The organism is Ciceribacter sp. L1K22, from assembly GCF_017599385.1.
GTDB lineage: Bacteria > Pseudomonadota > Alphaproteobacteria > Rhizobiales > Rhizobiaceae > Allorhizobium.
In genome coordinates, this window is the sequence record NZ_JAGFPK010000001.1 from 716,314 (window position 1) to 737,550 (window position 21,237).

General features: G+C 60.1%; 22 protein-coding genes. 18 read left to right on the forward strand and 4 right to left on the reverse strand.

Annotated elements, in window-relative coordinates:
* The first annotated feature begins 27 nt into the window (after positions 1 to 27).
* The 14 genes from J5J09_RS03515 (at position 28) to trmB (ending at position 12,309) form a co-directional block, all read left to right on the forward strand.
* Positions 28 to 519 carry a universal stress protein gene (locus J5J09_RS03515; RefSeq protein WP_208548310.1) on the forward strand — a complete coding sequence of 164 codons (492 nt, stop codon included), beginning with the start codon at positions 28 to 30 and terminating at the stop codon, positions 517 to 519.
* A gap of 95 nt (positions 520 to 614) precedes the next feature.
* Positions 615 to 1,175: a NifU family protein gene (locus J5J09_RS03520; protein ID WP_208548311.1), complete on the forward strand. Its 561-nt coding sequence runs from the start codon at positions 615 to 617 to the stop codon at positions 1,173 to 1,175.
* Between the two features lie 19 nt (positions 1,176 to 1,194).
* On the forward strand, positions 1,195 to 1,866 hold the full coding sequence (tsaB, locus tag J5J09_RS03525) for a tRNA (adenosine(37)-N6)-threonylcarbamoyltransferase complex dimerization subunit type 1 TsaB (RefSeq protein WP_208548312.1): 672 nt from the start codon (positions 1,195 to 1,197) through the stop codon (positions 1,864 to 1,866).
* 6 nt (positions 1,867 to 1,872) lie between these two features.
* Complete coding sequence (locus J5J09_RS03530; protein ID WP_208548313.1) at positions 1,873 to 2,370, forward strand: N-acetyltransferase; 498 nt, start codon at positions 1,873 to 1,875, stop codon at positions 2,368 to 2,370.
* Positions 2,371 to 2,407: 37 nt separating this feature from the next.
* Complete coding sequence (locus tag J5J09_RS03535; RefSeq protein ID WP_208553023.1) at positions 2,408 to 2,836, forward strand: Fur family transcriptional regulator; 429 nt, start codon at positions 2,408 to 2,410, stop codon at positions 2,834 to 2,836.
* Between the two features lie 36 nt (positions 2,837 to 2,872).
* Positions 2,873 to 3,676: a lysophospholipid acyltransferase family protein gene (locus tag J5J09_RS03540; protein ID WP_208548314.1), complete on the forward strand. Its 804-nt coding sequence runs from the start codon at positions 2,873 to 2,875 to the stop codon at positions 3,674 to 3,676.
* A 52-nt stretch (positions 3,677 to 3,728) separates the two neighbouring features.
* Positions 3,729 to 5,129 carry a tRNA (N6-isopentenyl adenosine(37)-C2)-methylthiotransferase MiaB gene (gene miaB / locus J5J09_RS03545; protein WP_208548315.1) on the forward strand — a complete coding sequence of 467 codons (1,401 nt, stop codon included), beginning with the start codon at positions 3,729 to 3,731 and terminating at the stop codon, positions 5,127 to 5,129.
* A gap of 46 nt (positions 5,130 to 5,175) precedes the next feature.
* Positions 5,176 to 6,231 carry a PhoH family protein gene (locus J5J09_RS03550; protein WP_208548316.1) on the forward strand — a complete coding sequence of 352 codons (1,056 nt, stop codon included), beginning with the start codon at positions 5,176 to 5,178 and terminating at the stop codon, positions 6,229 to 6,231.
* A 19-nt stretch (positions 6,232 to 6,250) separates the two neighbouring features.
* Positions 6,251 to 6,757, forward strand: coding sequence for an rRNA maturation RNase YbeY (gene ybeY, locus J5J09_RS03555; RefSeq protein ID WP_208548317.1), 507 nt, complete (start codon positions 6,251 to 6,253; stop codon positions 6,755 to 6,757).
* A 12-nt stretch (positions 6,758 to 6,769) separates the two neighbouring features.
* Positions 6,770 to 7,936: a hemolysin family protein gene (locus tag J5J09_RS03560; RefSeq protein WP_208548318.1), complete on the forward strand. Its 1,167-nt coding sequence runs from the start codon at positions 6,770 to 6,772 to the stop codon at positions 7,934 to 7,936.
* An 89-nt stretch (positions 7,937 to 8,025) separates the two neighbouring features.
* A complete protein-coding gene (gene lnt, locus J5J09_RS03565) occupies positions 8,026 to 9,615 on the forward strand; it encodes an apolipoprotein N-acyltransferase (protein WP_208548319.1) in 1,590 nt (529 codons plus the stop codon).
* 150 nt (positions 9,616 to 9,765) lie between these two features.
* Entirely contained in the window at positions 9,766 to 10,182 is a 417-nt protein-coding gene (locus J5J09_RS03570) for a helix-turn-helix transcriptional regulator (RefSeq protein WP_208548320.1), read from the forward strand.
* 166 nt (positions 10,183 to 10,348) lie between these two features.
* Positions 10,349 to 11,587 (forward strand): methionine adenosyltransferase, encoded by a 1,239-nt coding sequence (metK, locus tag J5J09_RS03575; protein ID WP_208548321.1) that lies wholly within the window; start codon positions 10,349 to 10,351, stop codon positions 11,585 to 11,587.
* Complete coding sequence (gene trmB, locus J5J09_RS03580; protein WP_208548322.1) at positions 11,584 to 12,309, forward strand: tRNA (guanosine(46)-N7)-methyltransferase TrmB; 726 nt, start codon at positions 11,584 to 11,586, stop codon at positions 12,307 to 12,309. Before metK ends, trmB begins: the two co-directional genes overlap by 4 nt.
* A gap of 26 nt (positions 12,310 to 12,335) precedes the next feature.
* On the opposite strand, the gene J5J09_RS03585 is transcribed toward trmB, so the two are convergent.
* Complete coding sequence (locus J5J09_RS03585) at positions 12,336 to 12,593, reverse strand: DUF1150 family protein (protein WP_208548323.1); 258 nt, start codon at positions 12,591 to 12,593, stop codon at positions 12,336 to 12,338.
* Between the two features lie 90 nt (positions 12,594 to 12,683).
* On the opposite strand from J5J09_RS03585, the gene J5J09_RS22755 reads away from it, so the two are divergent.
* On the forward strand, positions 12,684 to 13,043 hold the full coding sequence (locus tag J5J09_RS22755; protein WP_246745781.1) for a hypothetical protein: 360 nt from the start codon (positions 12,684 to 12,686) through the stop codon (positions 13,041 to 13,043).
* A 152-nt stretch (positions 13,044 to 13,195) separates the two neighbouring features.
* Positions 13,196 to 14,140 carry a nucleoside hydrolase gene (locus J5J09_RS03595; RefSeq protein WP_208548325.1) on the forward strand — a complete coding sequence of 315 codons (945 nt, stop codon included), beginning with the start codon at positions 13,196 to 13,198 and terminating at the stop codon, positions 14,138 to 14,140.
* Positions 14,141 to 14,202: 62 nt separating this feature from the next.
* Here J5J09_RS03595 and J5J09_RS03600 read toward each other — a convergent pair whose 3' ends face one another.
* From J5J09_RS03600 to J5J09_RS03610, 3 genes are all read right to left on the reverse strand, one after another.
* Complete coding sequence (locus tag J5J09_RS03600; RefSeq protein ID WP_208548326.1) at positions 14,203 to 16,527, reverse strand: methyl-accepting chemotaxis protein; 2,325 nt, start codon at positions 16,525 to 16,527, stop codon at positions 14,203 to 14,205.
* A gap of 210 nt (positions 16,528 to 16,737) precedes the next feature.
* Positions 16,738 to 17,637, reverse strand: a complete 900-nt coding sequence (locus J5J09_RS03605; protein WP_208548327.1) for a ribokinase — start codon at positions 17,635 to 17,637, stop codon at positions 16,738 to 16,740.
* Positions 17,638 to 17,678: 41 nt separating this feature from the next.
* Positions 17,679 to 18,866, reverse strand: a complete 1,188-nt coding sequence (locus tag J5J09_RS03610) for a DNA recombination protein RmuC (protein ID WP_246745898.1) — start codon at positions 18,864 to 18,866, stop codon at positions 17,679 to 17,681.
* A gap of 253 nt (positions 18,867 to 19,119) precedes the next feature.
* On the opposite strand from J5J09_RS03610, the gene J5J09_RS03615 reads away from it, so the two are divergent.
* Together J5J09_RS03615 and def are read left to right on the forward strand one after the other, a co-directional pair.
* Positions 19,120 to 20,640 carry a globin-coupled sensor protein gene (locus tag J5J09_RS03615; protein ID WP_208548329.1) on the forward strand — a complete coding sequence of 507 codons (1,521 nt, stop codon included), beginning with the start codon at positions 19,120 to 19,122 and terminating at the stop codon, positions 20,638 to 20,640.
* 77 nt (positions 20,641 to 20,717) lie between these two features.
* Positions 20,718 to 21,236: a peptide deformylase gene (gene def / locus J5J09_RS03620; RefSeq protein ID WP_208548330.1), complete on the forward strand. Its 519-nt coding sequence runs from the start codon at positions 20,718 to 20,720 to the stop codon at positions 21,234 to 21,236.
* Position 21,237: the final 1 nt, after the last annotated feature.

A 21,237-nucleotide genomic window follows, 5' to 3' on the forward strand; every position in this document is an offset into this window, starting at 1 on the left:
TGACCGGTCCGGAGGCTGGATTTCCGAATGGTTTCGAAACGACTGTCACGACTTGAAGGCCACAGGCGCAAGTTCATGGCGATCATCGACGGGACGCCGGAATGCTACAAGGCGGTCCATTATGCGGGACGCCGCGCCAAGAATTCGAACGGCGGCCTGGTGATGCTGTACATCATTCCCGAAGGCGACTTCCAGCAATGGCTGGGTGTCGAGGAGATCATGCGCGCCGAAGCCCGTGAGGAAGCGGAAGCGGCGATGGCAAAAGCCGCACAGACGATTCGCGAATCGATTGGGGTGGAACCGGAGATCGTCATCCGCGAAGGCAGTTCGGCGCAGCAGATCAACGCAGTTATCGAGGAAGACCGGGATATCGCGATCCTGGTCCTGGCGGCCGGATCAGCCAAGGAAGGGCCGGGCCCTCTCGTATCGATGATTGCCGGCCGCCCGGGAGCCTTTCCCATACCGGTCACCGTGCTGCCGGATACACTGAGCAACGAGGAAATCGACGCGCTCTGCTGATCGATGGGTTATCTTCCGCTTTTGACTTGAAGACGCCGATATTCGGTCTTATTTTTGAAGAATTCTAAATTTGGCCGCGAGCCCGGGAGATACCCATGTTCATCCAGACTGAAACGACGCCGAATCCCGCTACGCTGAAATTCCTGCCGGGGAAGGTCGTCTTGGAGAGCGGGACGGCAGAATTCCTGGGCGCTGAGGCGGCTCAGAACTCTCCATTGGCGAGCCGGATCTTCTCCATCACGGGCGTTACCGGCGTGTTCTTTGGCTATGACTTCGTGACGGTCACCAAGGACGGCCCGGAATGGCATCATCTGAAACCAGCGATACTGGGTGCCATCATGGAGCATTTCATGAGCGGCCAGCCGGTCATGGGAGCAAGCAGTCGCGGCGACTCCGACTTAGATGGTGAGTTTTTCGACGCCGGCGACGAGACCATCGTTGCCACGATCAAGGAACTTCTCGAGACGCGGGTCCGTCCCGCCGTTGCGCAGGATGGAGGCGATATAACCTTCCGTGGCTTCAAGGATGGCAAGGTCTTTCTGAACATGAAAGGCGCCTGCGCCGGTTGCCCGTCCTCGACGGCGACGTTGAAGCACGGTGTTCAGAACCTCTTGCGCCACTTCGTGCCCGAAGTGCAGGAAGTCGAGGCCGTCTGATGTCTGGCATTTCCGCCCGATGATCGTCCTCGCGCTCGACACGGCTGGAACCGATTGCGCGGCAGCGCTCTACGATACCGCAACCATGAAAATATTGGGCGAGGTGACCGAGAACATCGGGCGTGGCCATGCCGAGCGGTTGATGGCCATCGTTGATCTGGCATTGGACCAGGCTGGCGTGGATATCTCCGACGTCGGCCGGATCGCGGTCACGGTAGGACCGGGATCCTTCACCGGCATACGTGTTGGTGTGGCGGCGGCACGAGGTTTCGCTTTGTCGCTTGGCGTGGAGTCTGTCGGGATCTCTACGTTGGAAGTGCTTGCCGCAGAAGCGATCGACCGCCGACGGCGCGAAGGCGATGACGATGGCAGGCCGATCCTTGTTTCGATCGATGCTCGTCGGGGCGAAGTCTATCTGCAGCTCTTCTCTGCGACCGGTCGCCCGCTCCAGGACGCGTCTGTCCTGTCGGTGGACGCCGCCAGAGAGATTGCCGCGTCGGGCGCGGCGGAGGTTGTTGGTTCGGCCGCAAGCCTCCTTGCCGGCAATGAGGTCGCGACGTCCGCGGACCATTTTCCCATTGCCCGGGTTGCGCAACTGGCTATCGCCGTAAAGCCGGGGAAGCCGAGACCACTTTACCTGCGGGGACCGGATGCGAAGCCGCAGGAAGGATTTGCCGTAGCGAGGGTATGAGCGGGAATGCTGGAAAACGTGTTTTCACGGAAGCCCGAGTTCGAGATCGTGACGATGTCGGCCGACGACTGCCGCGAAATGTCGGAACTGCACGGGCAGCGGTTCGCTCGCGGGTGGAATGACGGCGAGTTCGTTAACTTGCTTCTGCAGCAGAACACGTACGGGTTCGTTGCCCGCCAGACCAACGCGCTCTTGTTCAAGCCGTCATTGGCCGGTTTTGTCCTGGCTCGCGAGGTGGCGGGTGAGGCCGAGATACTGACGATTGCCGTGCAGGAAAGGCTTCCCAGGGCCGGTCTTGGATGGCGACTGATGCTTGCCGCGATGCGGGAAGCTCAGGCGCGGGGTGGTCTCTCGATGTTCCTGGAGGTTGATGACGGCAATGGTCCCGCCCTTGGACTGTATCGGAAACTCGGTTTCGAAATCGCCGGTAGGCGCGACTCCTATTATCAGGACGCCGAAGGTCGAAGATCCGCGGCGCTTGTCATGAAGCGCGATCTTGGCTAACCACCTTTTGGTGGACGGGCCTTGCATGTCGGATGTGATGAACGAAGTTTCGAAAACCCTCGAGGATCTTTGTGTCGAACGCGGCATGCGAATGACGGAGCAGCGACGCGTGATCGCGCGTATTCTCGAGCGTTCCGACGATCATCCCGACGTTGAGGAATTGTACCGCCGTTCCGTTCTTGTCGACTCGCGGATCTCGATTTCAACCGTTTACAGAACGGTGAAGCTGTTCGAAGACGCCGGGATCATCGCCCGTCACGACTTCCGCGATGGCCGGTCCCGCTACGAGACTGTCCCGGAAGAGCATCATGACCATCTCATCGACCTGAAAACCGGTGAAGTCATTGAGTTTCATTCTCCCGAGATCGAGGCGTTGCAGGAAAAGATTGCTCGCGAGCACGGCTTCAAACTCGTTGATCACCGCCTGGAACTGTATGGCATACCGCTGAAGAAGGACGAAGGCTGAAGCGTTCGACATGACCGGCGGAAGGGAACATAGACGGTGATCGACGGCGTGCGCATCGGCATCGTGTTGTCCCTCATCGCGTTGATGACGCTGGTGATGCTTCCGATACAGGCATTGGGGCTCTACTTCGATTTCCCTTACAGGCGTTGGCTTCCCGGTTATTGGCACAGGATGGCCTGCAGGCTTCTCGGCATACGCCTGCACGTTCACGGAGGACTGGAGAGCCGTCGCCCCTTGATGATTGCCGCCAATCATGCCTCCTGGAAGGACATCCTCATCCTCGGAGCGCTCGCCGACGTTGCGTTTATCGCCAAGACCGAAGTGGCGTCCTGGCCGGTGTTCGGTCTCTTCGCGAAGCTCCAGAAGAGCATTTTCGTGGTCCGCGAGGAGAAGAGTCGGACCGGAGAGCAGGTGAACGAGATTGCGACGCGAATGGCCGATGGCGAAATCGTCGTGCTCTTCCCCGAAGGCACGACCTCCGACGGCAACAGGCTACTGGGCGTAAAGTCGTCACTGTTCGGCGCTGCTAGCGCCGCCTTGCCGCTTGCGCCCGATGGCGTCGTTCATGTCCAGCCTGTAGCGATCGCCTATACGGGCGTGTACGGCATGCCGATGGGGCGCTACCACCGTCCGATTGCCGCATGGCCCGGCGATATCGGCTTGTTGCCGCACCTGATTGGCATCCTGAAGGCGGGTGCGATCGATGTCGACGTCAGTTTCGGCGAGGTGATAGAGTTTAGGGTGGGTGAAAACAGGAAGCTCCTCAGCGCGCGGGTCGAGGCTGCCATCCGGTCGATGTTGGTCGACCATCTGCGCGGGCGCTCGACGCGGGGCGGTTGAACATCGGAAATTTTCTGTTTTATCCCGCGCAGAAAAGCACTAGATAGCCGCCATGACCGAGGAAATTGCAGAAATGTCGCCACTCGCGGCTGTGACCAGCGGTGAACCTTCGCCGGGCCGCAAAGTCTTCATCAAGACCTATGGCTGCCAGATGAACGTCTATGATTCCAGCCGCATGAGCGATGCGCTGGCCGCGGACGGCTACGTGCCGACGGACGTTATGGACGAAGCCGACCTGGTTCTCCTGAATACCTGTCACATCCGCGAAAAAGCCTCGGAAAAGGTCTATTCCGCCTTGGGCCGCCTGCGGCAGATGAAGCGTCAGCGGGCCAGCGAGGGTCGCGAGTTCATGATTGGCGTTGCGGGCTGCGTTGCGCAGGCTGAAGGCGAGGAAATTTCGCGTCGCGAGCCATCTGTCGATGTGGTGATAGGCCCGCAGACATATCACCGCCTTCCTGACGCGTTGAAGCGTGCCCGCAAGGGGGAGCGTGTCGTCGACACCGAATATGCGGTTGAAGACAAGTTCGAGCATCTGCCGAGCATTTCCGCACCGAGAGGAAAGGCCCGCGCCGTTACCGCGTTCCTGACGGTGCAGGAGGGCTGCGACAAGTTCTGCACATTCTGTGTTGTTCCCTACACACGTGGCTCAGAAGTTTCCCGGCCCGTTGCACAGATCGTGGCCGAGGCGGAGCGCTTGGCCGGTGAGGGCGTGCGGGAACTCACGCTGCTCGGCCAGAATGTCAATGCCTGGACCAGCGCCGGTCCTAAAGGCGAACGCTGGGGTCTCGGTGATCTCCTCTACCGTCTGGCGGAAATCCCGGGTATCGCCCGCCTTCGCTACACCACCAGCCACCCCCGCGACATGGATGATCGTCTCATTGAGGCGCACCGCGATCTGCGCATGCTGATGCCTTATCTGCATCTTCCGGTGCAGTCGGGTTCCGACCGGGTTCTGAAGGCAATGAACCGTCGCCATAATGCGCACGAATATATCGCTCTGATCGATCGCATTCGCGCCGCGCGCCCCGATATCGCCCTCTCTGGTGACTTCATCGTGGGTTTTCCGGGAGAGACAGAAGCGGATTTCGAGGCCACTCTGGAACTCGTTCGGCGTGTAGGCTACGCGCAGGCCTATTCGTTCAAATACTCCTCCCGCCCTGGAACGCCAGGCGCGGATTTGCCGGATCATGTTGATGAAGAGGTAAAGTCTGAACGTCTCGCGCGGTTGCAGGAATTGCTGCTCATGCAACAAAACCGCTTTGCTGCGAGTTGTGTGGGCAAAACGATTGATCTCCTGCTCGAAAAGCCGGGCCGAAACCCGGGGCAGTTGATCGGTCGGTCGCCGTGGCTTCAGTCTGTGAATGTTGATGCAAAAACATCGCAAATCGGTGACATTATAAACGTACGAATCACCGCAACCGGACCAAACAGCTTGTTTGCCGAGGTGGCATGAAGCTAGAGTGGGTTCCGAGATACTCTGACTGTGGAGCCAGACCCGATTGAACGCACAGGAATTGGCACTTTCATCCTCGCGTAACCCACGTACCGCAGCGACCGACGCCAATCACTTCATCTTGACGTTCGAGAACAATCGGTTTGCTAGTGAGCTTTTCGGGCAGTTCGACCAGAATTTGAAGCTCATTGAAGAGCGCCTGAACATCAGCGCTCGCCCGCGTGGCAACTCCGTATCTATCTCCGGCGACCTCGTCGCCACCAACCAGGCGCGCCGTGCTCTGGATTTTCTTTACGACAGATTGCAGAAGGGTGGCACTGTGGAGCCTTCGGACGTTGAGGGCGCTCTTCGCATGGCCGTGGCCGCCGATGACCAGTTGAGCCTGCCGACGATGGAACGCAAGGCAAAACTATCCATGGCGCAGATCACGACGCGCAAGAAGACGATCGCCGCTCGCACGCCGACGCAGGACGCGTATATGCGTGCGATGGAGCGATCCGAACTCGTGTTCGGCGTCGGTCCCGCCGGCACAGGCAAAACCTACCTGGCAGTCGCCCACGCAGCCCAGTTGCTGGAGCGCGGGGCGGTCGACCGGATCATACTCTCTCGGCCCGCCGTCGAGGCCGGAGAGCGTCTCGGCTTCCTGCCCGGTGATATGAAGGAAAAGGTCGATCCCTATCTACGGCCGCTCTATGATGCGCTCTACGACATGATGCCTGGCGACAAGGTCGAGCGCGCCATCACGGCGGGCGTCATAGAAATTGCACCACTTGCGTTCATGCGCGGCCGTACCCTTGCAAACGCGGCGATCATACTCGACGAGGCGCAGAACACGACGTCAATGCAGATGAAGATGTTTCTGACGCGCCTTGGCGAGAATGGCCGGATGATCATCACCGGCGACCCGAGTCAGGTTGATCTTCCGCGTGGGGTCAAGTCGGGTCTGGTCGAGGCGCTGCAGATTCTTGAGGGCGTCGACGGTATCTCGATAACGCGTTTCAAGGACGTGGACGTCGTGCGCCATCCGCTCGTCGGTCGCATCGTCAGGGCCTACGACGCCCAGTATGTCATCCAGGACGAAAGCGAGCAGATCGACCGTTGAGCACCGGCCGGCTATTGGAATGACCGAACTGGACTTGCAGATTGCCGTCGAGGACGACGGTTGGCCGGAGGAGGCGTCGTTGCGTGCGCTAGGCGAGCGCGTGTTGGCCACCGCCCTTCGCTATCTTGTCGAGAGCGAGAGGCAGCCCCTGCCGAAACAGCCGCCGGAACTCTCGCTTGTGTTCACCGACGACGCGTCGATCCGTGAAATCAACAGCGAGTGGCGCGGCCAGGACAAGCCGACCAACGTGCTCTCCTTTCCTGCCTTCCCGCTTCAACCCGGCAAGATGCCGGGCCCGATGCTAGGTGACATCGTGATGGCGCGGGAAACCTTGGAGCGGGAAGCAGAGGAACTCGAAAAAACCTTCGATGAGCATCTCTCGCATCTCCTCGTCCATGGATTCCTGCATCTTTTCGGCTACGATCACATGAACGACGAAGAGGCTTCGGTCATGGAAGGACTGGAGACTCGCATTTTGGCCCAACTTGGCCTATCTGATCCCTATGCAGGGCAGGACCCTGTCTGACAGTTTGGAACGATGAACGACTATTCGACGAAAACGGCCTCCAAGGCCAGCGAGACCGGCGACACTTCCTCCGACGACGGTTCCAGTAGTAGTACCGGCAGGCCGGAACCCGCCGCGCGTGCCATCACGTCATTCTGGACCCGAGCCGCCCGACTCCTCCGGCCGCAGCAGGCTTCTTCTCTCCGCGAGAACTTGACCGACGCTTTGTTGGCGGACCCCGGCATTGGCGACGTCTTTTCTCCGGAAGAACGAGCGATGTTGAACAACATCCTGCGTTTCCGTGAAGTCAGGGTTGAGGACGTGATGGTCCCCCGGGCGGATATCGATGCGGTCGATCAAAGCATTACGATCGGCGATCTGATGACCGCGTTTGAGGAAACCGGGCGCTCGCGCATGCCGGTCTATTCCGACACGCTGGATGATCCCCGCGGCATGGTCCATCTGCGCGATCTGCTCGCTTACGTGACAAAACAGGCGCGCAACAAGCGACGTCCGGCCTCTCGACCCGCGGATGCTGCGGCGAAGGCGGAAAAGCCGGCACGTGCGCCTCGGGCGACCTTCGATCTTGGGCGTGTCGACCTCCTCAAGCCCGTGTCGGAAGCTGGGATCATTCGGCCGATCCTCTTCGTTCCGCCGTCGATGCACGCATCCGACCTCTTGCAGCGCATGCAGGCTGCCAGGACGCAGATCGCCCTCGTCATCGACGAATATGGCGGCACCGACGGCCTCGTTTCCCACGAGGACATCGTGGAAATGGTGGTCGGCGATATCGATGACGAGCATGACGACGAAGAGGCGATGTTCACGCGGATATCGGAAGACGTTTTTGTTGCCGACGCCCGCATCGAACTCGAGGAGATCGCCGACGCGATCGGTCCGGATTTCGATATCCGCGATAAACTCGATGACGTCGACACTCTCGGTGGATTGATCTTCGCCACGCTTGGACGAATTCCAGTCCGGGGCGAGGTAGTGCAGGCAACGCCCGGATTCGAGTTCCACATCCTCGAAGCAGACCCCCGCCGAATCAAGCGCATTCGGATCATCCGCAAGCGCCTCGCCGTACGCCGGCGCCTGTCGAAAGGCGAGAGCGAGAACCAGCCAGCGGCGGGACGCGAGGACGCTGCGCCGGAAGACAAGGCGGAACAGTCCATGCCGGCGGCCAACGCCAGCACCTGAAGCGCCCAGCCGAATGCCCGGCGGGAGACAGGCTGACGTTTTTTTGAAAGACTGCCGCCGGTGATTCGTTGGGACGGAAGGGGTGCCGCATGGACCGGCTGGCAAGCAGGATCATGCTGACGTGGGGTTTTCGGAGGGTGCTCCTCGCTATCCTGGTGGGTGCGCTCGCCGCCTTGGCGCTTCCTCCGATCAGTTTCGTCGCGATTTTGTTCGTTTCCTTTCCGGTCCTGGTCTGGCTTCTCGACGGTGCGACCGGAAATCCCGACAAAGGATTTTCACGAGGCTACCGAACCGCCTTTCTCATCGGCTGGAGTTTTGGCTTCGGCTATTTCGTTGCTGGGCTCTGGTGGCTGGGCGGAGCTCTTCTTGTTGAAGCCGACGAATTTGCGTGGGCTCTGCCGTTGGCAGTCTTGGGTCTGCCGGCCGTGCTCGCCATTTTCTACGGACTTGCCACGCTCGCGGCCAAAATCCTGTGGTCTGACGGTGTAGGGCGGATCGCGGCGCTTGCGGCAGCGTTCGGTACGGCCGAATGGCTTCGTGGCTTCGTTGCCACCGGCTTTCCATGGAATGCTATCGGTTATGGCGCGATGCCTGTGCCCGTGATGATGCAGTCGGCGCAGCTGATTGGCGTCTACGGAGTCTCCGCTCTCGCGGTCTTTGTGTTTGCGGCTCCCGCGCTGGTGGGGACGGGCAAAGGCAGGCGGATCGGCTTGACGGTGGCGCTCACTCTCGCCCTCGCGCATTTCGGTTATGGCATATGGGTGCTTGCCCGACCAGACCAGCAGACGGACGAGACATTGACGGTCCGCCTGGTGCAGCCCGCCGTCGATCAGGCCCGGAAGATGGAAAATGCCGACCGCGAGGAGATATTTTCTGATCTGCTGCGGCTGACGTCCGCGCCGCCGCCGGAGGGGGGCGCAAAGCCGAACGTGATCGTCTGGCCGGAGACGTCGGTGCCTTTCATCCTGACGGAAAATCCTGATGCGTTGACCCGCATTGCCGATGCGCTCGATGATGGGCAGACATTGCTGGCGGGTGCGGTACGGGCCGAGGATCGCGGGGCGGGGCTGCCGCCGCGTTACTATAATTCGATCTACATCGTCGATGACAAGGGCCAGATCATCGGCGCGTCAGACAAGACTCACCTGACCCCGTTCGGCGAGTATGTTCCCTTCGAGGGCGTGCTGCGGGAGATGGGCGTCGACAACCTTATCAGCCTGCCGGGCGGCTTTTCGGCGGGCGTCCAGCGCAGCCTTCTCGATCTGCCCGCAGGTGGCAGGCTCTACCCTCTGATCTGCTACGAAGTCATTTTTCCGCAGGAGATGGCTGACGTTTCCGACGACGCAGGCGCAATCCTCAACGTAACCAATGATGCCTGGTTCGGTGCGACGCCCGGTCCTTACCAGCATTTTCAGCAGGCCCGCGTCCGGGCCGTGGAAACTGGCCTGCCGCTGATTCGCGCGGCCAACGATGGTATCTCAGCTGCGGTCGATGCTCGCGGCCGGATTATTTCTGGTTTGAAGCGCCATTCGAAAGGTGCTATCGATACAACGATAAGTTTACTTAACGTTTCCGTTCAGAACTTTAGTGGGCGTCAACGTAACTTCTGGTTGATAATTTCCTTTTTGTTGTTGGTCGCCGTAGTTTCCCGCCTTAGTTTTATTTCCCGGAAGAATTGACCAAAAACCCCTAAAATTGCATAGTGGATGCCGCCGGAAATCTGCCACTATGCTTCGAGTTCTTGACGCTTTCGCTGCGCCTCGTTCTGACTCACCTGCAAGCAACGCGGGTTTTGGTATCGGATGCAAACCATTTGTCAGGATCAAATCATGATCGAAAATAAAAAGAAGCCGAACCCGATCGACATTCATGTCGGGAGCAGGATTCGGCTGCGGCGCACCATGCTCGGCATGAGTCAGGAAAAGCTGGGCGAAAGCCTGGGCATTACCTTCCAGCAGATCCAGAAATACGAGAAGGGCACGAACCGCGTTGGTGCCAGCCGACTGCAGAATATCTCCAGCATTCTCAATGTGCCGGTATCGTTCTTCTTCGAGGATGCGCCTGGTGATCAGGCGTCTGGCGCTGGCATGGCGGAAGCCTCGAGCTCGAACTACGTGGTCGACTTCCTGTCCTCCTCGGAGGGTTTGCAGCTTAACAGGGCTTTTGTGAAGATCACCGATCCCAAGGTGCGGCGTCGGCTGGTCGAACTGGTCAAGACGCTGGCCGCCGAGGCGGACGCTGAATAGACCCGCGCGCGGATTTCTTGAGAAGCGGCCTCACCGGCCGCTTTTTTTATGCCTGAAATCAACGATAAAGAAAGGATATAAAGACATATTTATGTCGTTGTGCGCTTGTTTTTCGGCAGTGAAATGACTAACAAGATCATGGCTTGTTCTTTGAGGGGAATCCCGCATGCGCGCGAACTATCTTTTCACCAGCGAATCCGTTTCGGAAGGGCATCCCGACAAGGTATGCGATCGCATTTCCGACGAGATTGTTGATCTGGTCTATCGGGAAGCGGCCAAGACCGGTGTCGATCCTTGGACTGTCCGCGTGGCGTGCGAAACCCTGGCGACGACGAATAAGGTTGTCATAGCGGGTGAGGTGCGACTTCCCCCTAGCCTGATGAAGAAGGACAAGAACGGAGCGGATGTCATCAACCCGTCGAAGTTCAAGTCTGCCGCCCGCAAGGCTATCCGCGATATTGGTTACGAGCAGTCCGGTTTCCATTGGAAGACGGCGAAGATCGACGTGTTGCTGCATTTTCAGTCTGCCCATATCGCTCAGGGCGTCGACAAGGCGGCTGATCACGACAACAGCGAAGGTGCCGGCGACCAAGGCATCATGTTCGGCTATGCCTGCCGGGAGACGCCGGATCTCATGCCTGCGCCCATCTACTACGCGCACAAGATCCTGCAGTTACTTTCCGCTGCCCGCAAGAAGGGGGAGGGCGACGCTGCGAAGCTCGGCCCGGACGCGAAGAGCCAGGTCACAGTGAAGTATGTCGACGGCAAACCGTCTGAGGTGACCTCCATCGTTCTCTCGACCCAGCACCTCGAGGAAAACTGGGATTCCAAGAAGGTGCGGACGGTTGTCGAGCCCTACATTCGCGAGGCTCTCGGTGACCTGAAGATCGCGGCCGACTGCAAGTGGTACATCAACCCGACCGGCAAGTTCGTCATTGGCGGCCCTGATGGCGATGCTGGCCTGACCGGACGCAAGATTATCGTCGACACCTATGGCGGAGCTGCGCCTCACGGCGGTGGCGCCTTCTCCGGCAAGGACACCACGAAGGTTGACCGTTCTGCCGCCTATGCCGCTCGTTATCTTGCCAAGAACGTTGTCGCGGCCGGTCTGTCCGACCGCTGCACGATCCAGATCGCCTACGCGATCGGCATTGCCCAGCCGCTGGCGATTTACGTCGATCTTCATGGAACCGGCAAGGTCACCGAGGAACAGGTCGAAAAGGCGATCCGCAGCGTCATGGACTTGTCGCCGACGGGTATCCGACGCCATCTTGACCTGAACAAGCCAATCTATGCCAAGACCTCGGCCTATGGTCATTTTGGTCGCAAGGCCGGACGCGACGGTTCCTTCTCCTGGGAGAAGCTCGATCTCGTGAAAGCCCTCAAGGACGCGGTCAAGCAGTGAGCAGTTCTTCGGACGGGGAAGTCCGCCGCACACGGGCGACCGAGGCCTTCTTCGGTCGCCGCAAAGGCAAGCCTTTGCGCGAGCAGCAGGTCGGGCGCATGGAGACTCTCCTGCCTGCGCTGAAAGTCGATCTGTCTGCGGAGACGCCTGAAAACCTGGCGGACCTGTTTCCGCGGCCCGTCGAGCGGATTCGGCTCGAAATCGGGTTTGGCGGTGGCGAACATCTTGTCCACAGGGCATCGTCCGAGCCTGCCACCGGCTTCATCGGCGTCGAGCCGTTCGTCAACTCGATGGCCAAGCTTCTGGCGAGTGTCGAGGACAAGGGACTCACCAATATTCGTGTTTACGATGATGATGCCACCGAATTGCTGGACTGGTTGCCAGACGGCTGTATCGACCAGATCTATCTTCTCTACCCCGACCCATGGCCGAAGCGCAAACACTGGAAGCGGCGCTTTGTTTCGCAGGTCAACCTCGACCGCTTCCACCGGGTATTGAAGCCTGGCGGTCTGTTCTGCTTTGCATCAGACATCGACACCTACGTGAACTGGGTGTTGATTCACTGTCGCGATCATGGTGGTTTCGCCTGGACGGCGCGGCAGTCTTCGGACTGGTTGACGGCCTTCGCCGGGTGGCCTGGCACGCGATACGAAGCCAAGGCCAGACGTGAAGGCCGCTCTTCAGCCTACCTCACATTCGAACGGGTTGATCAGGCCGAATGACACTGTCAGTCGCAGCCTCGCTGATATCAGTGCAGGCTGACTGTCTTCAACTCGTCTTCGGCGGCCTTGTAGAACGTGCTGGACCGGTTGTCGGTCAACAGGATTGGGGTGCCGTCCGCTCCGAACAGTGCCCAAAGATCGAGGCTGGGATCGATATCAGGCGCTTCCGGGAAACAGCGGGCCACTTCCTCCGAGCGCATTTTCCGGATGTAGCCGATTTCGCCTGAGCCGAGATGCGCCAGTTCGGATTGCGTCAGCCGGGCAGTAACTTCTCTCAATAACATTCCGATCCTCCACGGTGTGGGAGCAACGGCACATCAGGCCGTTGATGATCATTTTGACCGGGAAATGTTAATTTTTCGCACCGTTTCGACATGATCGGGCTCGACCAGTTCGATCGCCAGGAGACCCCTAGAGAGGCGCGCGGAGGCTACATCCGCACCTGGAGGAAGCAGGAATGTCCGCTGGAACTGTCGCGCGGCTATACCGCGAAAAAGATAGTCGGCTTCGCCTTGATCTTCATGACGCCCGCGGATGACGAGCTCGCCGCCGGCGATCCGGATGTCGAGTTCCGAAGCATCGAAGCCCGCGACGGCTATCGTCAGCCGCAGTCGCGCGCCTGCACCGTCCGGCAGGCGCTCTATATCATAGGGAGGGTAACCGTCACCCCGCCGGGCTTCGATCACCAGACGACCAAAGGCGAGGACCCGCCGCGGTGCCGATTGATCTCGTGATCCTGCCATGAATGCCTCTGGTGTCGCGCGAGGGGCTGATCGTTCAGTCGCTATATGGGCGGCGTCCGCCTCTGCTGCAAGTGTAGGCCAAACTTGACAAATGTCGCTCCCGGTGATTTTCAGGCCACTTTTGCGAGCCAGGAAACGCACCCATGACGTCACCCAGAAAGATCATCATCGATACCGATCCAGGACAGGATGACGCCGCCGCGATCATGCTCGCCTTCGCGAGCCCGGGCGAACTGGAAATCCTCGGCATCACAGTCGTCGCGGGCAATGTGCCGCTCCGGCTGACGAGCCGCAACGCCCGGGTGGTCTGCGAACTGTGCGGCCGGACCGATGTCAAGGTATATGAAGGTGTTGACAGGCCGATGCGCCGCGATCTGGTGACGGCCGAGCACGTTCACGGCAAGACGGGCCTCGACGGAGCCGAATTGCCTGAACCGACCATGGCGGTGCAGTCTGAGCACGCGGTGGACTTCATCATCGAGACCCTGCGCAAGGAGCCGGCTGGAACGGTAACGCTCTGCACACTCGGCCCGCTGTCGAATATCGGCAATGTTCTTGAGCGTGCGCCTGATGTCGCGCCGCGCATCCGGGAGATCGTCATGATGGGCGGTGGTTATTTCGAGGGCGGTAACATTACGCCAGCCGCAGAGTTCAACATCTATGTCGATCCCCATGCGGCGGAGATCGTTTTCCGCTCGGGAGTGCCGCTGGTCGTGATGCCGCTCGACGTCACGCATCAATTGATGACGACCAAGGCGCGTGTGTCCCGGATCGCCGCCATCGGCACTCGTCCGGCGAAGGTGATGGTGGAATGGCTGGAGTTCTTCGAGCGTTTCGACGAGGAAAAATACGGTTCAGACGGCGGCCCTCTGCACGATCCGACCGTTATCGCCTATCTGCTTGAGCCCGAGCTTTTCTCCGGCCGTGACTGCAATGTTGAGATCGAGACCGCGTCGGAGTTGACCATGGGCATGACGGTTGTCGACTGGTGGCGTGTATCCGGACGCCCGGCCAATGCCCGTGTCATGCGCAATGTGGATTCGGACGGATTCTTCGCTCTGTTGACCGACCGGTTTTCCCGCATCTGACCAAAATAGAAGGGTCGCCGATTGTCGGCGACCCTTCGGTCCTTGGTCAACCTGGTAGCTTCTCAGAACTCTTCCCAGTCCTCGGCGACTTTGGCGTTCGCCACTGCCGGCCGTACGACCGGGCGGGAGGCCGCGCGGACAGGGACAGAACGGTCCGCCGCCGACCGCAATGTTGTCGCCATTGTCTGCAGCCCCGCGGTCATGGATGCGTCGCTGACGCGGAACCGCGTGATCAGCGACTTCAGGTTCTCCGCTTCGGCATTCAGCATCTGGCTCGCGGCGGACGTTTCCTCCACCATCGCCGTATTCTGCTGCGTCACCTGGTCCATCTGGTTGACCGCCGAATTGATTTCCTTGAGCCCCACGGCCTGCTCGCTCGCGGATGCCGAAATCTGTAGCACCAGGCCGTTGATCTGCATGACCTGTTCGGCGATCTTTTGCAGCGTGTTGCCGGCCTGGCCGACGAGTTCGACTCCTTCGGAGACCTGCGAACCGGAGGTGTTGATCAGCGTCTTGATTTCCTTCGCCGCCTGAGCGGAGCGCTGGGCAAGCTCACGTACTTCCTGTGCGACGACGGCAAAACCCTTGCCGGCTTCACCGGCGCGGGCTGCTTCAACGCCGGCGTTCAGCGCCAGCAGGTTGGTCTGGAACGCGATCTCGTCGATAACGCTGATGATCCGCGAAATTTCCTGGGATGATTGCGCAATACCATTCATGGCGGCCACGGCGCGGCTTACAACCTCTCCGGAGGCCTCCGCGTCGCGGCAGGCGAGGTTGACGGTCTTTGCCGCGGTGTCGGCATTGTCGGCGCTCGAATTGACCTGCTCGGTCAGTTCGTTGAGCGCCGCCGCTGTCTCCTCGAGGCTTGCCGCCTGCTGTTCTGTCCGCTTCGAGAGATCGTTGGCGCCACGGCTGATCTCCCCGGTGCCGCTGTTGATGCTGTTTACGGCTACGCTGACAGCCTTCAGGGTTTCCTCGAGGCTCGCAACCGTCGCATTGAAGTCGGACCGCAGCTTTGCATATTCAGCTGGGAACTCCTCGGTGATCCGATAGGTAAGCTGTCCTTCGGACAAAGCCGCGAGGCCGGTGCCGAGCACGGAGACGATATGTTGCTGCTGCGCGGCGGATGCCTCGCGCTCTGCTTCGGTTTGATGCCGCTGCTTTTCGGCGGCCTCCCGTTGGCGAAGCGTCTCGCCTTCCAGAACACGGGCGTCGGCAAGCCGGTGGCGGAAGCCTTCGAGCGACTTCGCGACGAGGCCAATTTCGTCAGCGCGATCTTGGCTTGCAACCGGCTCTTCATAGCGACCATTGCTGAGTGTGTTGACCGAACTAATGAGGCCGTGCAGCGGCCGCTGCACGAAACTCCGCACGGCAGCCCAGAGTGCGGCAACGACCGCCAGCAGGACGATCAATCCGCCGACGACCATCAACTGGGTCTGCGCATTGACCGGTCCGCTGATCGCGCTCTTCGGCACGTCGACGATGACGGCCCAGGTGGTGTTCACGCCCGGCACCGCGAACGGATAGATAAGTCGGTCGAAGCTTGCTCCGTCGGCTCCTTCCAAGTCGGCCAAAAGTTCACTCTGACCGCCGGAAAGCGCGGCCGCCAGCACAGGCGCGCCCGCCTCCTCATAGGGCTTCATCAGAAGCTCGTCATTGGGCGCCACCAGCCACTGACCGCCTTGTGCGACCAGAAGCACGCGACCATCGCCGAACGGCTTGATCGCCTTCAGCTTGTTGGACAGGGACAGAAGTGAGATGTCCACGCCCGCGACGCCGATCATCTTGCCGGCGGACATCACCGGATAGGCGATCGAGCTCATTGTCGTCGGAACTTCGGTACCCTCGGCCAGGTACGGCGCGGTGATGGCGCCTTTCCCGGAATCCGCCGCCAGCTTGTACCACTCGGCAGCATAGTCGTTGTTGAATGTCGAGAACTGAATGCCGCCGGCCTGTGTCTTCGACCAGTAAGGGGTGAAGACGCCCTTGTCGTTCGCGCCGAGATCGGTCTGGCCCGCCAGTTCCTCCATCTTGCCATCAAAGGCCTTCTCCGCCTCGCAGAACCAACTGCCAAAAGCGAACGGATTTTGCTCGACATTGGCCTTGAGGATGTTGATCGCGCCCTTCCGGTCGAAGGACTGCCCTTCGTGTCCGCGACCGATGACACCGGCCATGGAGCGCGCGGCGCTCGCCATCGCGCCGACGTCGGCCGCGACTTCATTGGCGATCGCTTTCGCTTCGATCCGAGCCTGGTCCATCGTCAGGACCTCGACACGATCACGTGTTTGGGAAATCAACACGAGGTTAGAAAACACCAGAACCAGCGCGATGGCGAGCCCGGTGACGACGAGAAGCTTGGTTGCAATTGACATGTTCTTGAAAAGCATCGGTTTGCCTCGAGCGACGGCGCCGCGGTTCCGGAAATTCGGATGCGGTGTGTTGAACGCCCCTTCATGGAGCCGAACGGAAGACATGCAAGGGATGAACCCGCCGCGAGGCTATGCAGCAGTCCTTAAAAGTCTTTGAACGGCAGGCGTCGGAAGGCGCTGCATTCGCTTGTTTTGCTGCAGTGCGACATGCGATGGCGCAAAGGGGATCTAAAGGCGCGCTGCGACGTCGTCCGAGGTGGGGATGGCCGGCTGTGCGCCGGGTTTCAGGCAGGCCAGGGAACCCGCGACGGCGGCCCGACGCAGAGCGGTCTTGAATTCCAGTCCCTGATCGACGGCAGCGGCGAGATAGCCGCAAAACGTGTCGCCCGCCCCCACGGTATCGACGGGCACGATCTCAAGGCCGGGTACCGCAACGAGATCACCGTCCTTCGCCGCGATGACGCCGTCAGCTCCCAGCGTCACCACCACGATTTGGCCGGTTTCCCGGTGGACGCGCAAAAGTTCATGTCGGCGTTCCTCGGCGCTCATCCCGCTTCGTGCAGCCAGTCGCTCGAACTCCGTTTCATTGGCGACGACGATATCGGCAAGCCGTGCCACCCTCGCCGCGTCCGGTGTCAGCGGTGCGATGTTGAGGATCGTCTTGATACCCTTGTCGCGCGCGAGACGAAGGGCCTTGTCGATGGCCTCCGTCGGCACCTCCAGCTGCAACATCAGGATATCGTCATGACCAAGCTTCCCGATCGCCTTCTCCGCATCATCGCCATTCACATCGCCATTGGCACCCGGAACGACGACGATCATGTTCTCGCCATCAGCACTGACCAAGATGAGTGCCGTGCCTGTAGGCTTATCCACCTTCTTTACTAGGGACAGGTCTGTACCGGCCTCTGCAAGCAGCGCCAGCGCGTCATCGGCAAATCCGTCTCGTCCGACAGCACCCGCCATCCGGACCTTCGCGCCAGCGCGCGTGGCAGCCAGCGCCTGGTTCGCACCCTTGCCGCCTGCCGCCGTCGAAAAAGTCTTGCCGGCAACCGTTTCGCCTGGTTGGGGCAATCTTTCGCTGGTTGCGATGAGATCCATGTTGATGGAGCCGAAAACAGTGATCATGCGCGCGCCTTCAGTTGTCGGCAGGAGTTATTCGACAAGGATCACTCGTCGTCAACCACTCTGAGCTTCAACATTCCGGTCCGGCTTTCGACGCTTGGTGGCGCGCCACCCCCGTCACCACCAGAGGTCTTGCCGCCCGCCGACTCGAACTCCAGCGCCTCGATTTTCGCACCACGCCTGTTGAGCTTGTCGGCCGAGGTCAGGATCATGTCGACGTCCTTCTGGGCGGCCAGGAAATGACTCTGAAGCTTGCGCGTCCGGTCGTCCAGCCTTGCCAGGTCCTCCATCAGGTGGATCACCTCGCCCTGTATGAGGTGCGCCTGCTCGCGCATCCGCTGGTCTTTCAAAACCGCCTGGATGACCTGGATCGACAGCATAAGCAGGGAAGGAGAGACGATGACGACGCGCTGCTTGTGCGCCTTCTGTACGACCCCTTCAAAGTTCTCGTGGATCTCGGCAAAGATCGATTCCGACGGCACGAAAAGGAACGCCATCTCCTGCGTCTCCCCGGCGATCAAATACTTTTCGGAGATGTCCCTGATATGGACCTCGATATCCCGGCGGAATTGCTGGCTGGCCGTTTTCTTTTCGTCCGACGATTGCGCATCGCGGATGGCATTCCATGCCTCCAGGGGAAACTTGGCGTCCACCACCAGCGGCGGCGAGTTGTTCGGCATTCGGATGGTGCAGTCCGGACGCGATCCGTTCGAGAGCGTCGTCTGGAAAGCATAGGCGCCCATGGGCAGGCCGTCCGCGACAATCGTTTCCATGCGTGACTGCCCGAAGGCGCCGCGGGTCTGCTTGTTGGAGAGAATCGCCTGAAGGCCGACGACGTCCTTGGCGAGCGACTGGATATTGTTCTGTGCTGCGTCGATGACCGCCAGTCGCTCTTGCAGGTGGCGCAGATTTTCGTGGGTCGATTTTGTCTGTTCTGTGATCGTCGCGCCGATCCGCCCGGCCATGCCGTCAAGGCGCTGGTTGACGGCCTGGTTGAACTCGGATTGCCGGCTGCTGAAAACCTCGGTCATGGCAGAGATGCGTCCCTGCATCTCCGACTGGATCTTCAGAAGCTCAGCCATCCGCGCCTCCGCCGCCGCTTCCCTGCGTAGCGCCTCCTCAGCGGCGAGCGCCCTTGACCTCGCAGCTCCACGCAGCACGAACAATATCGTCGCGATCGTCAGAATAACTAAAATTACGGCCGCCAGCAGTAGGTGTCCGGCCGTAAGCATGAGATCGCCGATCCTGAGGATCGGAAGGTCGAGGAAGAGTTGCTGCGTGTCCATGCCGGCACCCTATCAGATTCGCGCTCAGACAACAGATCAAAACAAGAACGGAGGCTGCTGGCATCGCAATCCTGCGACCTGTCGCCCCGATTATCCCCAAGCCATAAATTTCATAGGGTTCTTTATATGTTATTTACCGGTCGTTCAGCATGTTGAGGGCTCGGCTTGGCTGCCGCATAACTCTTGAGAGATTGAAGCGATGAATGACCTGCAGGATCAAGCGCTATCGGAGCGCCTGGCGTTTCTTGATCTGGACGAGAAGAGTTGCGAGACCCTGACGGAATTGCGACCGACGCTCGATACAGAGCTCGGCCCGGTGCTCGATGCCTTCTACGCCAAGGTAGGCGCGCATCCGCGACTCGCCCGATTCTTCCGCGACGGCAGCCACATGGCGGCGGCGAAGAATGCGCAGGTTGGACACTGGGGCAAGGTTGCGAGTGGCAGATTCGATCGTGCCTATGTCGACGGCGTCACATCCATAGGTCGGGCGCATGCCCGCACGGGTTTGGAACCCCGCTGGTACATTGGCGGCTATTCGATGCTGCTGGTCGGGCTGATCGACCGGGTTCTGCACAAGCACTGGCCGTTTCGCTTCGGCCGCAGGCACGCCGAAGCGCTGAGCCGGAAACTCGGCGCGCTGGTCAAGGCATCCATGCTCGATATGGATTACTCCATATCGGTCTATCTCGAGGCGCTGGAGCAGCAGCGCCAGCAATTGGAACAGGACCGCCAGCGATACGAGGCGGACCAAAAAGTGGCGATGGATCACCTTCGCAAGGGTCTGGAGGCTCTGGCGCGCGGCGATTTCGAATCGAAGATGACCACCGATCTGCCCGAAAATTTCCGCCAGATGGCGGTCGACTACAACCAGACCGTCGAACGGCTGAACGAATCCTTTGCCGCAATTCGTCGGGCATCCGAGGAAATACTCGACGGCACGGAGAACATTGCGGGCACATCGGGGAATCTCGCCGATCGGACAAACCGTCAGGCCGCAGGACTTCAGGAGAGCTCGACCGCCCTGCAGCAGTTGTCAGTGAGTGTCAGCCAGACGGCCTCCAATGCCCAGCGCGCCTCCGCTGTGGTCAAGGATGCTCAGGATCAGGCTCGCAGTTCGGGCGCCGTTGTTGACAAGGCCATCGACGCGATGGCCGGGATCGAGCGGTCCGCCAGCGAAATCTCCAAGATTATTGGCGTTATCGATGAAATCGCCTTCCAGACCAACCTTCTGGCATTGAATGCCGGCGTCGAGGCGGCGCGAGCTGGCGACGCCGGCAAGGGCTTTGCTGTCGTCGCGCAGGAAGTTCGCTCGCTGGCCCAGCGCAGCGCCGATGCGGCCAAGGAGATCAAGGCGCTCATCACCCAGTCCAGCGACCAGGTTAACGTCGGTGTCGATCTTGTCAGCAACACTGGCTCGGCTCTCACCGATATCATCGAACGCATCACGGCGATCAATACGATCGTGTCGGACATCGCGACATCGGCCCGCGATCAGGCCCAGGCGCTGAACGACGTTAATCTAGCCACGCGCAACATCGACGAATTGACGCAGCAGAACGCCGATATGGTCGGTCAGACGTCGCATGAAACGCAACGTTTACGCAGCGAAGTGGCGCATCTGGTCGCCCTGCTCGGTGATCTCAGGACGCGTCAGGAACCGCGCGGTGGGGAACTTAGGGGATCGGGAACGCGCCGCGCTTCATCCGCTCGCGCGGCCTGATCCGCAGGCGCCCCCGGCGCTTCCGTGACAGGCGTTTTTCGATTCCATAGCGCGAAGAGATCGGCTAAGGGATGGCCATGACGATCAAGCCTCTTATCATTCTTCCAGATCCCATCCTGCGCCAAGTTTCCGCGCCGGTTGAACGTGTCGACACGGACCTGCAGAAACTCGCCGACGACATGCTCGAAACGATGTACGACGCGCCAGGGATCGGTCTTGCTGCGATCCAGATCGGGATCCCCCGTCGCATGCTGGTCATCGACGTGTCCCGCGAGGGAGATCCTCGCGAGCCGCTGGTCTTCATCAATCCGGAGATCATAGCCTCTTCCGACGAGCGCTCGGTCTACGAGGAGGGATGTCTTTCAATCCCGGACTACTACGCGGAAGTCGAGCGCCCTGCGAAGGTCACGGTCAAGTCGCTCGATCGTGATGGCAAGGAAATCGTCACCGAAGCAGACGGTCTGCTGGCGACATGCCTGCAACACGAGATCGATCACCTGAACGGTGTACTCTTCATCGACCACATCTCCCGGCTGAAACGTGAGATGGTGATCAAGAAGTTCACCAAGGCCGCGAAGTCCGGCGGCAAGCTCTGAC